We start from the raw sequence: 12,638 nt of genomic DNA on the forward strand, positions 1-12,638 counted from the left end.
CTTACAGGCGTATCCACTCTGTTCGCAGGGCCTTCCGCCCCTGCCCGAACTAACCGTGCTTCCCGTACCTTGTGGTTCGACCTTCAGCCTGTCTGCCATCACGCAATGGTATGGCCAGAACATAACAGACAGATAATTCTATACCATCTTAGTACTATTTGTAATTTATTGACTTCATAATCGAGTTTTATTGATCCTATATTGATGAAGCCATAAATCTATTGGAACGTTGTGTAAGAAGAGCCGGATAAAACCGCTTATGCGGGATCAAATCCAGTCAATACGAACGTCTCTGGCACAAGGATCAGAAACATGGCGCATATTGCCCTTGCCGATCATACCGACAGCTTCTTCATTCCCTGCGTGACCCTCATTGGTCCCGGCTGCGCCAAGCAGGCCGGGGACCGGGCGAAGGCGCTTGGTGCCAGAAAGGCCCTGATTGTCACCGATGCTGGCCTGAAGAAGATGGGCGTGGCGGACATCATTTCGGGATACCTGCTCGAGGATGGTTTGCAGACTGTCATTTTTGACGGTGCAGAGCCCAATCCGACCGACAAAAACGTGCATGACGGCGTCAAGATCTATCAGGATAATGGCTGCGACTTCATCGTTTCACTCGGCGGCGGTTCGGCCCATGATTGCGCCAAGGGCATTGGCCTGGTCACAGCGGGCGGTGGTAATATTCGCGACTACGAAGGCGTGGACAAATCCAAGGTTCCGATGACGCCGCTCATCGCAATCAACACCACGGCCGGCACAGCGTCTGAGATGACGCGGTTCTGCATCATCACCAATTCCCAGACCCATGTGAAAATGGCGATCGTCGATTGGCGTTGCACACCGCTGATCGCAATTGACGATCCGAACCTGATGGTAGCCATGCCGCCTGCCCTGACAGCTGCCACCGGCATGGATGCGCTCACCCATGCTATCGAGGCCTATGTTTCAACCGCAGCAACGCCCATCACCGATGCTTGCGCTGAAAAGGCCATCAGCCTGATTGGCGAATTCCTGCCCAAGGCAGTGGGCAATGGTGAGAACATGGAAGCGCGCGTTGCCATGTGTTACGCGCAGTATCTGGCCGGCATGGCATTCAACAATGCCTCGCTGGGTTATGTGCATGCCATGGCGCATCAGCTGGGCGGTTTTTACAACCTACCGCATGGCGTCTGTAACGCTGTGCTGTTGCCTCACGTCTGTCGCTTCAACCTCATCGCCGCGGCCGATCGGTATGCTCGCGTTGGCCGCCTGCTTGGGGTACCGACCGATCTCATGAGCCGCGATGAGGCGGCTGAGGCTGCAATCGACGCCATCACCCAGATGGCCCGCTCTGTCGGTATCCCGTCGGGTCTCACCGCGCTCGGCGTCAAGGCGGGAGACCACAAGACGATGGCGGAGAACGCGCAGAAAGATGCCTGCATGTTCACCAATCCGCGCAAGGCGACCCTTGCCCAGATCATTGGCGTGTTTGAAGCCGCGATGTGAAAGTTCCTGAACGGAAGATGCTGGTCTAGGCGGCATCTTCCGGTTGCTCAGGTAAAGAGCCGGAGAGTCTGACGCGGCATGGGAACAGGTCGCCCCTCGCCTCCGGTTCCTGATCCGGAGAAGCCAGAGGGACCCGCCTTGGGCTCGCCCTCCCAACGGGACGAGCCAGCAGGCGCGCTTATCTCCGTTCCTACCAGCGCGCATCGAATGCGCCTTCCAGCCAGCATCATGATGCTCCGCATAGCATGTATCTTCCGGGCAAGGCGTCAGCCGCCATGCAGCGCGCCGAGCGGGCGCTGCCCTTCAAACGCGGGATCCAAGCAATGCGAGCGCATGACAGCTGTCAGCTCAGGATCAGAGGGACGCCTCCGATTACCGGCATCACTGATGCTTCAATCTGCCTCCGCTCAATGGTTTTCCTGTTGGGGGTGGTGGGATGTGTCTCAGGCCCCGATGTGAAGATGCACAGACTGGGTCAGGGAACCTGCGGCGATCAAGAGGGGTTAGCACTCGAGATATGAGCGGAACCCTTCATGAGCGACATCACGACCTCCTTTACGCGCAATTCTCACAGCCCGGCTGAGAGTCTCGAGGCCTCCGCCTCCTTGCACGATGAATGCGAGGACAAATCGAGCGCAACGTCGTCGCAGGAGGTTTGCCGGGACCTCAAGGCGATGCAGCCCCGATGGGCAGCGGTACCCCTGCGCGCGCGATTGAGGGTGTTAAGTCGTTTCAACAGGTTGATGCTTGTGAACGCGCCTAGCCTAATCCGTTTGATTGCCGATCATGCCTCGCTCGATGTCATGACAGCCGAGATCCTCCCGCTCATGGCCGCGTCGCGTTTCCTCTGCCGTGAGGCGTCATCTCTGCTCAAGGAGACGCGGCTTGGCTGGTTGGGTCGCCCGCTTTGGCTGCAAGGCGTGAAGACGTCTGTCGTGCGCAAGCCACTGGGGGCGGTCCTCATCCTGGCCCCCGGCAATTACCCGCTCATGCTCGCAGGAATACAGACGTTACAGGCGCTGGTGGCAGGCAACAGCGTCGCGCTGAAACCGGCACCCGGCCGGACCGCAGTCCTCCACCGTTTCTTAGTACTCCTCGAGCAGGCAGGTTTGCCAAAAGGGATCGTACAGCTGATCGGTGAGGATAGCGGGCCACAGGCAGTCTCGAGTGGCTACGACCTGATCATCCTCACCGGCTCAGCTGAAACAGGCCGCAAGGTTGCGCTTGCAGCGGCGGAGACCCTGACGCCCACCATCATGGAGCTATCCGGGGCAGACCCTGTCTTCGTCCTGCCCGATGCAGATCTTGCCCTCGTGGCACGAGCGCTGCATTTCGGGCAGAGACTCAAGGACGGGCATACGTGCATCGCACCCCGCAGGGTGTTCATCAGCGAGGCGCAGAAACGCCCCTTACAGCGTGAACTGTACCGCGTGTTCGGCGGTGAAGGGGATAACTCCGCGCCAGATCCTTCATCAAAGCTTGCGCAATTTCTCTGCTCGGCAAAATCCGCCGGGGGCGAGGTTGTCGTCTATGGCAAGACACAGGTCGTTTTCCTGAACGCCAGTCAGGCGAGACTTGCTGATATCGATCTGTTCGCACCCTGGTTTGCAGTGATCACGACGCACTCAGTTGAGGAAGCGATCTGCCTTGAAGGTGCGGCTACACACGCCCTCGGCGCCAGCATTTTTGGTCATGAACACGAGGCTCTGGCAATCGCGAGGCGCATTCCGGCTGGAACGATTACCATCAATGACATCATCGTTCCGAGCGCGGATCCCCGGCTGCCGTTTGGCGGGGCACGGAGGAGCGGTTTTGGTGTCACCCGCGGGCGCGAGGGCCTGCTGGCGCTCACCCGACCGGTCAGCATTTCGACACGCAAACGGGGTGCCTTTCACCTGTTGCCGCGGCTTCGCCAATGGCATGGCAGATAAAGATCGTTAACGACGAAACCTGATCGATCACGGTCCGTTGATGAAGAGGCCTGAGGCATCTGCTCGGGCGACGCGCCGCAGGCGGACAACTTTCAAGCGAAATAACGGGGTGTGCGACCTCGGGATCATCATCTTTCGTTAATGCCTCGGAATGTTGCCATTCCGTCATCCTGTCAGGACCCTGCGCCTCATGGTCTCTACCGCTTCCCCGGGCACCCAGCATTCTCGCCACCGGCTTCATTCGCGCAATGTCGCCGTGATTGGCGCCGGGCCGGGAGGCCTCGCCTCAGCCATGCTGCTCGCCCATGCCGGCGCCAATGTCACGATTTACGAAAAAGGTGACAAGATCGGTGGTCGCTCGTCATGTATCGAGCTTGAGGGCTTCCGTTTCGACACCGGCCCGACCTTCTTTCTCTACCCCGAGATTATCCGTGAGATTTTCGCGCAATGCGGGTTCGAGTTCGATGAGATGGTCGAGCTCGAAAGGTTGCATCACCTTTACGATCTGCGCTTCGAAGATGGTCCCAATCTGTCGCTGACGACAGATCCACAGCGTCTCGAGGAGGAAATAGCCAAGATCTCGCCGCAGGATGCGAGACAGGTGAGACGCTTCCTTGCCGATAACAGGAACAAATTCGAGCGTTTCATCGCGCCCCTCCAGAGGCCTTTCAACTCGGTCTTTGACCTGTTCAAGCCTGACATGCTCAAGGCGCTTCCGGTTCTTTCGCCGTTCTCTTCCATCGACAAGGACCTGTCACGCTACTTCAGCGACCCGCGCACGCGTCTCGCCTTTTCGTTTCAGAGCAAATATCTGGGCATGTCGCCCTACCGGTGTCCCTCGCTCTTTACCATTCTTAGCTTCATGGAACACGAGTTCGGTATCTATCACCCCAAAGGTGGGACCGAGGCCGTCATGGCCGCCATGGCGCAGGCAGCTACGACCATGGGGGTTCGTATCGAGCTCAACAGTGCTGTTGAGGCAATCGAGACCAGCAAGGGCAAGGCGACCGGGATTGTGGCGAACGGGAGCGCCGTTCCGGTCGATGCGGTTGTCGTTAACGGCGATTTCGCCCGCACCATCTCCGCCCTTTTGCCGGACAATTCGCGCAAAAAATGGAGCGATGAGAATATTGCCAGTAAGAAATTCTCCTGCTCGACGTTCATGATGTATCTGGGCCTCAAGGGCCGTCTGCCCGATCACGCTCATCACACCATTTTTCTTTCCAGTGACTATGAGAACAATTTTGCCGAGATCGAGGCAGGTAAACAGATCTCGTCCAAGGCGTCCCTTTATATCCAGAACGCGTGTGTGACAGACCCCGGTCAGGCGCCTGAAGGATGCTCAGCCCTCTACGTTCTCATGCCGGTCGGCAATCTGCGCGAGGATGGTTTTGAATGGGATAACGCCAACACAGCGCAGGCGCGCCAGATCGTCTTCCAGCGTCTTCGTGATGCGGGGTTTGGCGATATAGAAGAGCGCATCTTGGTCGAGAAAACCATCACCCCGCTGCAATGGCAGGAGGAACACGATGTCCATCGTGGGGCGGTGTTCAACATGGCCCACTCGCTTGGACAAATGCTGCATCGACGCCCCCATAATCGGTTTGAAGACGTAAAAGGCGTTTATCTTGTGGGCGGCGGCACCCATCCTGGTAGTGGTCTGCCCGTCATTTTCGAGGGGGCACGCATTAGTGCGACGCTCCTCATCGAAGATCTGGCCAAGGCGCCAGCGACGATTATCGAGACCCCACCTCCGGGTCTGCACTTGATGCCAGAATGTACCGGTGGCCACGCCTGAGCGGAAGAGAATTCCATGCTGAATACGACGAAGCGAGCACCCATAGTTATCATCGGGGCGGGGCTCGGGGGATTGGCCGCCGCTTGCACGCTGAGCGCCCGCGGTCACGAGGTGATCGTATGCGAGGCCAATGACTGGACGGGTGGCAAGGCGGCCGAGCACAACCAAGATGGTTTCCGTTTCGACATGGGACCGACCATTCTCACGCTTCCCTCGGTGCTGCGCCGCATCATTGCCGAAAGCGGCCTGCGTATGGAGGATCGTCTCGACCTGCGTCGTCTGGATCCACAATGGCGCTGCTTCTTTGACGAAGGCCAGTCTCTCGATCTGGTTGAGGATATTGCCCTCATGTCAGAGGAGCTGGAAAAACGTAAGCCCGGCGATGGAGCCGGTTATGAGGATCTGCTCAGGGTCAGCGAGCGGCTTCATGATATCTCGCGGCGTTTCGTATTCTGGAAATCCGTCGGCGGGCTGCGCGATACCATGAATATCGGTGAGACTTTTGTACCCAAGACACTGCGAGACGTCCTCGCATTGCGTATGCATTCTACGCTTGGGCAAGAAATCAGAAAGCGCATCACCAACCCGCAGGCTGTGCAGGTTTTCGACCATTTCACGCAATATGTTGGCTCAAACCCTCTTCAGGCGCCGGCGGTACTGACCGGTATCGCCCACATGCAGGTTGATGAAGGCATCTGGTATCCAATAGGCGGAACACGCGCGGTACCCGTTGCCTTGCGTAAGATCGCCAAAGAGAATGGCGTCGTGTTTCGCAGCAATTGTCGTATCAAGCGCATCCTGCACGACGCAAAACGGGTCCATGGTGTCGAGACCCAATCCGGCGAAACCATCGCCGCATCGGCAGTCGTGTCGAACATGGACAGCGTGCGTACCATGTATGAACTGATTGATCGCAAGGCCGCACCAAAGGCCTTTCGCCAGTTCCGTCGCCAGTGGAAGTCTCGCGAGCCTGCGTGCTCGGGCGTTGTGCTCTATCTGGGCCTGAACAAGGCCTATGAGCACCTTGCCCACCACAATTTCGTCTTCTCGCGCGATGCGGAAGAAGAGTTCGATGCAATCTATCACCAGGGCCGCCCTGCTCCGGACCCAACCTGCTATCTAGCTGCGCCTGCCAGGACCGAGCCGCAAACTGCGCCGGAAGGTGGAGAGGCCCTTTATGTGCTGGTGCACACGCCTTATCTGCGCCCCGGCCAGGACTGGACCGAGATGTTCCCGGGTTATCGTCAGGTCATACTCGACAAGCTGAAGAAAGCGGGCGGTATGCCTGATATCGAAGAGCGTATCGTGGCCGAACACCATCTGACCCCAATGGATATTCATACGAGATACTCACCTCAGGCGGGTGCCATTTATGGCCTTGCCAGCCACGGGAAGCTGAGTGGCGGCTTCAAGCCTGCAAACCGGTCGGACGACATTGCAGGGCTGTATATGGCGGGTGGCAGCGCTCATCCGGGCCCCGGCATGCCTATGGCGCTCATGTCGGGCTGGATCGCTGCGGATTGCCTGGATACGGATAGCCCCGCACCCATCGCCCCATCGGGTGCAGCATCACGTAGCGCGGCTGGCTGAGTTGTCACACGGCAACCGTGGTAAAGCGCGGCGACCGGGACTGGAGACGGCCTATGGCCGATCTCCATTTCTCACGTACTGGATTACAAGGGCCCTCAGGCAACGCCTAACCCGTCATTTTGCCTCCGTGCAGTGGTCGGGACATAAGCCAGACGCGTCCCTAGCATCCGGTATCTTGTTTTACAGCAACCATCCCGGCTGGTGGGACCCTGCCCTGTTTGCGTTGCTTCAGTCGCATTTCATGCCCGGCCGACCGGGCTTCGGCCCGATAGATGCCCGGACGCTCAAGCGTTACCCCACTCTCAATCGCGCCGGGTTTCTGCCGCTTGATCCGTCATCGCATGGCTCGCTACGGCAGTTCCTGCACCACTCCGTAGCCATCCTGAAAAGCGGCGGCGTTTTCTGGCTCACTGCACAAGGGCAATTTACCGATGTCCGCCTGCGACCCGTCAGGCTCAAGCCGGGCCTGGCTCATATTGCCAGTCAGGCGACAGACTGCGTGATCATCCCGGTTGCAATCGAATATGCCTACGGCTCCGAAAGTCGGGCAGAAGCATTCATACGTTTCGGCCAGCCCGTGCCTCATTCCAGCCTGCCCGGCAGCCTCACAGCCAATCACGCGTTTCTGGAGAACACTCTTGAGGCGACACAGGATGCGCTGGCGGCAGATGTCATCACACGCGACCATGCACGTTTCCGTCTTCTCCTTGAAGGACGATCCGGCACGGGCGGGTTGTATGCCCAGCTTCAGAAACTCAGCAGCCTGATGAGGAGGGAAAAACATGACCCACGTCACGCAGGGCGCTGAACGTTCAGCCCCGACGCGGGGTGAACTGACCATCGCAGCCCTTGCAGCCTTTCCGTTGTTTGTCGGGTTGCTCAACCTGCGTGCCCTGAGCCGCGCACCTTCACGTTCAAATGTCCGCAGCGCCGGTATCTCTGTGCTTATTCCCGCACGCAACGAAGGGGCACAGATCGAGACGGCCATCATGACCGCTCTCGCAAACGGCCCTGCGGTGCGCGAGGTTCTGGTGCTCGATGATGGCTCTCAGGACGATACCGCGGCACGTGTCGAAGCCATTGCCGACAAACGTGTACGGCTGCTGCACGGGCGCCCTCTCCCTGAGGGCTGGTGTGGCAAAAACCATGCCTGCGCCCAGCTGGCCGCTGCCGCCACCCAGGAATGGCTCCTGTTCATCGATGCCGATGTCCGACTGGAAGAACGTGCGATACCACGGCTGCTGGCAGTTACCGAAGGCGCACACGCCCCGTCACTGATCAGCGGTGTACCACGCCAGGAGATGCGCTCGGGCTTCGAATGGCTGCTCCTGCCCTTCATCGATGTTCTTCTTTTCGGTTATCTGCCACTCGTTTTCGACAAGGGTCGCACACCTGCACTTGCCGCAGCTTGCGGACAGCTGGTCATGGTCGAGGCAGAGGCCTATCGTCACAGCGGTGGCCATGGGCAGATACGGGACAAACTTCATGACGGCCTTGCTCTGGCACGCGAAATGCGTCGGGCAGGTTTTCGCACGCGCCTGATCGATGCCACCGATCTCGCCACATGCCGGATGTACCGCAATGGGCGCGAGGTCTATGCAGGATTGATGAAGAACGCCGTGGAAGGCTTGGCCGGCCCTGTCGCCCTGCCCATATGGACGCTCCTGCTGGGCGGAGGACATGTTCTGCCCTTCCTGCTTCGTGGCACCCCGACGATGCAGTTTGCGCGACTGGCGAGCCTTGCACTGCGTCTGCTGGTGGCACTGCGGTGTCAGCAGGGCTTACGCACCGTTCTCGCCAGCCCGGTCGGGGTGTTCATGCTGCTTTTCATCCAGTTTCACGCCCGCCTGAGGCATGTGCTTGGACGCCCCGTCACCTGGAAAGGACGATATTATGAAACCTGAACTTGGTCTGCTCGCCACCCTCATGGCCCTGCCGCTCGCCCCTCTCACGGCCGTGGCAGGCCCCGTTCAGGCGGTTATCGGAAACGTCCCCGATGACGTTGGTACCATCAAGGTTGCGATCTGCACGGAGGATGAGTTCCTCAAGCCCAGCTGCAAATTCCATGCTGAGGTGAAATCATCTACGCCAGACGTTACCGTAAATTTTGCCGACATACCGGCAGGCGTATATGCCGTGCAGGCCTATCAGGACCGCAACGGCAATGCCCGGCTCGATCGCTCGTTTATTGGCATACCCAAGGAGCCCATAGCGTTTTCACGGGATCCGAGCGTCCGTTTCGGGCCGCCGAGCTTTGACGATTGCGCTCTTAGACTGACACCCGAAGGCGGTGTACTCAAGGTCAGCCTGATCACACACTGAAGCTTCCCCGCTCGGCGCTGCATCGATCAGAGGGATCGTTGTGAGCGCCAGCGATTGAGAAGCAGGGAGTTGGTGACAACCGAGACAGAGCTGAGCGCCATTGCACCGCCGGCAATCACCGGGTCCAGCAGTCCGCAGGCTGCAAGAGGTATGGCCGCTACGTTATAGCCAAAGGCAAAAACGAGATTCTGCCTGATCTTGCCGACGGTAGCCCTAGAGATGGACAACGCATCCGGGATAGCACGCAGATCCGCACTCATCAGGACGAGATCTGCCGTCTCCAGCGCCGCGGCGGAGCCCGAGCCAATTGCGATGCTGATATCCGCAGCGGCCAAAGCAGGCGCATCATTGATGCCATCCCCAGCCATACCAACCAGACGACCCTCACCGCGCAACGCCTGCACCGCAGAAACCTTGCCTTCGGGCCGAAGTGAGGCTCTGATCTCGTCAATACCTGCTTCCCGGGCGACGCGCGTAGCAACCGCCTTACGATCGCCTGTCAGCATGATCGTCTCTATCGACTGCTTGTGAAGCCAGGAGACAATGGCCGCGGCTTCCGGGCGCAGAGCGTCAGACAGGGTTATCGCGCCAAGATAGACGCCACCGCGTGCGATACAGGCGACACTCCGTGTTTCGGCATCCAATGGCAGGGCCGCAATGGTAATACCCTGTTCCTGCAGGAATTCGGGTGTCCCCAGCAGAAAGATCTCTTCCTTTGCCGCCGCTTCGATCCCCTTGCCCGGCACGGCGCGGAAATGGTCCAGACTGTACGCGGAGGCGATCCCAACTTCGCTTGCCCGCGATATAATGGCCTTCGCCAATGGATGCTCCGAGTTTGCTTCCAGTGATGCTGCCACCCCCAGAAGTTCCGCCTCGGTCACCCCTTCTGCAGGATAAATCGCTTCGACTTCAGGCTGCCCCTTGGTGAGCGTGCCTGTCTTGTCGAAGGCCAGCACCTTGAGACGATGAACGCGCTCGAGCGCTTCAGCATTGCGGAACAGGATACCGGCAGAGGCCGCCTTTCCTGTCCCGACCATCAGTGCGGTTGGCGTCGCAAGGCCCAGGGAACAGGGACAGGCAATGACGAGCACCGATATGGCCGAGACGAGGCTCCATTGCGCATCGTGCGTTGCCAGCCAACCAATGACGAACGTCAGCAGGGCGATAACAATGATGGTGGGTACGAAGATGGCCGAAACACGATCAGCCAGGCGCTGGATTGGCGCTTTCGATCCCTGCGCACGCGAGACCATCGCCACGATGCGGGCCAGTGCAGTCTCGCTTCCAAGCGAGGTTGCACGGGCGCGCACGACACCCGTCGTGTTGAGCGTTCCGGCGAAAATCGTATCGCCAACCTGACGCAGGACGGGCACAGCCTCACCCGTAAGCATCGACTCATTGATCTCGGTTGTGCCTTCGATAACCTCGCCATCAACCGGTATGGCCTCACCAGGGCGGACCACGAACACATCACCGCGTTGCAATGAAGCGACAGGGCAAATTTCTACGCCATTTGGGGTTACGCGGTTGGCAGTTTGCGGCCTCAGATTGAGCAGAGCTTCCAGACCGGAAGCCGCTTTCTGACGCGCCCTCGCCTCGAGAAGCCTTCCAACCGAAATCAGGAGGATCACAAAGGCGCTCGCTTCAAAATAGACTGGCAGATCAAGCCCCCAAAGCGTGACAACCATGCTGAAGCCGTAGGCGATGCTCGTGCCGAGGCAGACCAGCACGTTCATATTGGCCGAGCCACTTCGCAGCGCATGATAGGCACTGCGATAGAAATGACGGGCACCATAGATCTGTACGACACTTGCACAAAGCGCTTGAAGCCAAAGCGGCACGAGGTGATGGGCGCCAACAGCCATATCCAGCATTTCGATGGCAAACGGGATACAGAGCAAGGCGATAATGGCCAGATCCCGCTGCGCCGTTACAGGCTCTCTCGAAGGGGCTTCGTGGCCATGCTGGTCCGCTGTCGAGGATGCCGTAAAGCCCGCCTTGCGAACGGCCTCGACGAGACGATCCTCCGTGACCGCCCCCGCGATGTAATCGATCTGCGCGGTCTCCGTGGCGAGATTGACGGCTGCCCTGACGCCCGGCAGGCGGTTGAGCACCTTTTCCAGTCGCGCAGAGCAAGCGGCGCAGCTCATTCCCTCAATGGCAAATCGTTCTTCCTGATGCCCAAGACCGAAGCCCGTTTTTTCAACGATCTTTTCAATGGCGTTGAGGTCTGGCCCCTCATCGGCTCGGGAGATGATCGCGCGCGAGGATGCGAAATTGACCGATGCTGTCAGCCCATCCTGCCGGTTGAGCACTTTCTCCAGCCGTGCCGCGCAGGCAGCGCAACTCATACCCGTTACTTCCAGATCAAGACTGCTGGCGCTCATGTAATCATTTCTCATTCGACTGAAAGAAAGGGTCGTTTCAACCGCTTGCCTCTACCGATGGGGCGTCCCTTATCTGGCCGCTCCATCGCGTAGAGCTACTACCGCCTGCCCCGCAGGGACCGTCGGCTGAACCATTTTCCAGCAACCAGCAGCCCGAAGTGTGCGGGATGCCGACATTTGACCAGTGTCGATCAGATTGAACCGCTGGCTCGTTAAGCGACGGGCGCGTGAAAGGCGATGAACGCTGAGCCCATCCCGCCGTGTTGTAACCGACGAAATGGGCCACGATGATCTCCGGGCGGCGTTAGACGAGCATGTCAGCCTCGTGCGATGTCGAAGCCCGTTTCCTCAATGACCGTTTCCAGCGCGGCGCGCGGCACAGCCGCACCGTACGTGGTGACGCGCACATCGCCTGTCTCGTGGCTGGCCTTCACATCCGTCACGCCGGGGATCTCGAGCAGTGCCTTTTCGAGGCGGCTTGAGCAGCCCCCGCAGGACATGCCTTCAACCTTTAAATCAAGGGTCTCGCTCATTGTTTCATGCTCCTTGCCAATATGACCAGACCGAGATGGTGATCAATACGGTTGCAATCAACGTATGCCTCTGAGAGAGTGTAGCAACTGATCCGATTATTTCCCTGTAACGTCTATGGGACGACATGCCGAACCGCTGCACGCCATTATGGATCGTGATGCTCGCCACATTCTGCCTGATCCTGCGCGGGGCGTTCCCGGCGCAGGCGGCCGGTGCGCAGCTGACCGGTTGCGGCGAAATGCCGGTTCAGAGCGCTCATGCGGGATGTGCGATGCATCACCCCAGCATCGCCATGAACGAAATGGGCAAGCCTGACGCAGCCACAAACGGCATGATGGGCAAGGCGGAACAGCCCCAGCACAAACTGCATGGGGAAGGCTGCCATGGTTGCCCCCCGAGCCTGTCCTGCACAACTGGCCATGTCGCTCTTGGTGCCACGTCACCTGCCCGTCCGCTCGCCGTGCAGGTAACCCGCTATGCTGCCTCATCCGGCTTTGCTCTGGCAGGCCAGCGACGGGTTCCGGACCCCAGACCGCCCCGCTTTTCCTGAATCGCTGATCCGTATGCCGGTCTGTTTTTACAGGCCGCGCG

At 59.1% G+C, this 12,638-nt stretch carries 10 protein-coding genes; 8 read left to right on the forward strand and 2 right to left on the reverse strand.

Annotated elements, in window-relative coordinates:
• The first annotated feature begins 312 nt into the window (after positions 1-312).
• From mdh to Asbog_RS07235, 7 genes are all read left to right on the forward strand, one after another.
• A complete protein-coding gene (gene mdh / locus Asbog_RS07200; protein ID WP_062164609.1) occupies positions 313-1,485 on the forward strand; it encodes an iron-dependent methanol dehydrogenase in 1,173 nt (390 codons plus the stop codon).
• Positions 1,486-2,018: 533 nt separating this feature from the next.
• The gene (locus tag Asbog_RS07210) at positions 2,019-3,416 is read left to right on the forward strand and encodes an aldehyde dehydrogenase family protein (protein WP_083510770.1); all 1,398 of its coding nucleotides are present in this window, start codon (positions 2,019-2,021) and stop codon (positions 3,414-3,416) included.
• A gap of 190 nt (positions 3,417-3,606) precedes the next feature.
• A complete protein-coding gene (locus Asbog_RS07215) occupies positions 3,607-5,214 on the forward strand; it encodes a phytoene desaturase family protein (RefSeq protein ID WP_083510771.1) in 1,608 nt (535 codons plus the stop codon).
• Positions 5,215-5,229: 15 nt separating this feature from the next.
• On the forward strand, positions 5,230-6,804 hold the full coding sequence (locus tag Asbog_RS07220; RefSeq protein ID WP_062164611.1) for a phytoene desaturase family protein: 1,575 nt from the start codon (positions 5,230-5,232) through the stop codon (positions 6,802-6,804).
• Positions 6,805-6,979: 175 nt separating this feature from the next.
• Positions 6,980-7,612, forward strand: coding sequence for a lysophospholipid acyltransferase family protein (locus tag Asbog_RS07225; RefSeq protein ID WP_062164612.1), 633 nt, complete (start codon positions 6,980-6,982; stop codon positions 7,610-7,612).
• The gene (locus Asbog_RS07230) at positions 7,587-8,708 is read left to right on the forward strand and encodes a glycosyltransferase (protein WP_083510773.1); all 1,122 of its coding nucleotides are present in this window, start codon (positions 7,587-7,589) and stop codon (positions 8,706-8,708) included. Before Asbog_RS07225 ends, Asbog_RS07230 begins: the two co-directional genes overlap by 26 nt.
• Positions 8,698-9,126 carry a DUF2141 domain-containing protein gene (locus Asbog_RS07235; RefSeq protein ID WP_062164613.1) on the forward strand — a complete coding sequence of 143 codons (429 nt, stop codon included), beginning with the start codon at positions 8,698-8,700 and terminating at the stop codon, positions 9,124-9,126. The genes Asbog_RS07230 and Asbog_RS07235 overlap by 11 nt, the downstream gene beginning before the upstream one ends.
• Positions 9,127-9,152: 26 nt before the next feature.
• On the opposite strand, the gene Asbog_RS07240 is transcribed toward Asbog_RS07235, so the two are convergent.
• Positions 9,153-11,513 carry a heavy metal translocating P-type ATPase gene (locus Asbog_RS07240; protein ID WP_062164614.1) on the reverse strand — a complete coding sequence of 787 codons (2,361 nt, stop codon included), beginning with the start codon at positions 11,511-11,513 and terminating at the stop codon, positions 9,153-9,155.
• A 317-nt stretch (positions 11,514-11,830) separates the two neighbouring features.
• Complete coding sequence (locus tag Asbog_RS07245) at positions 11,831-12,046, reverse strand: heavy-metal-associated domain-containing protein (protein ID WP_062164615.1); 216 nt, start codon at positions 12,044-12,046, stop codon at positions 11,831-11,833.
• 158 nt (positions 12,047-12,204) lie between these two features.
• On the opposite strand from Asbog_RS07245, the gene Asbog_RS14390 reads away from it, so the two are divergent.
• Positions 12,205-12,597, forward strand: coding sequence for a hypothetical protein (locus Asbog_RS14390; RefSeq protein WP_146926651.1), 393 nt, complete (start codon positions 12,205-12,207; stop codon positions 12,595-12,597).
• Positions 12,598-12,638: the final 41 nt, after the last annotated feature.

Origin of the sequence: Asaia bogorensis NBRC 16594 (genome assembly GCF_001547995.1) — a bacterium.
Lineage (GTDB): Bacteria > Pseudomonadota > Alphaproteobacteria > Acetobacterales > Acetobacteraceae > Asaia > Asaia bogorensis.

Excerpts from the sequence above, each read along its gene's own strand:
- Asbog_RS07230 (WP_083510773.1), top strand. The coding sequence starts at position 7,587 with ATGACCCACGTCACGCAGGGCGCTGAACGTTCAGCCCCGACGCGGGGT.
- Asbog_RS07215 (WP_083510771.1), top strand. The coding sequence starts at position 3,607 with ATGGTCTCTACCGCTTCCCCGGGCACCCAGCATTCTCGCCACCGGCTT.
- Asbog_RS07210 (WP_083510770.1), top strand. The coding sequence starts at position 2,019 with ATGAGCGACATCACGACCTCCTTTACGCGCAATTCTCACAGCCCGGCT.
- Asbog_RS07235 (WP_062164613.1), top strand. The coding sequence starts at position 8,698 with ATGAAACCTGAACTTGGTCTGCTCGCCACCCTCATGGCCCTGCCGCTC.
- Asbog_RS07220 (WP_062164611.1), top strand. The coding sequence starts at position 5,230 with ATGCTGAATACGACGAAGCGAGCACCCATAGTTATCATCGGGGCGGGG.
- Asbog_RS07240 (WP_062164614.1), bottom strand. The coding sequence starts at position 11,513 with ATGAGCGCCAGCAGTCTTGATCTGGAAGTAACGGGTATGAGTTGCGCT.
- Asbog_RS14390 (WP_146926651.1), top strand. The coding sequence starts at position 12,205 with ATGCTCGCCACATTCTGCCTGATCCTGCGCGGGGCGTTCCCGGCGCAG.
- Asbog_RS07245 (WP_062164615.1), bottom strand. The coding sequence starts at position 12,046 with ATGAGCGAGACCCTTGATTTAAAGGTTGAAGGCATGTCCTGCGGGGGC.
- mdh (WP_062164609.1), top strand. The coding sequence starts at position 313 with ATGGCGCATATTGCCCTTGCCGATCATACCGACAGCTTCTTCATTCCC.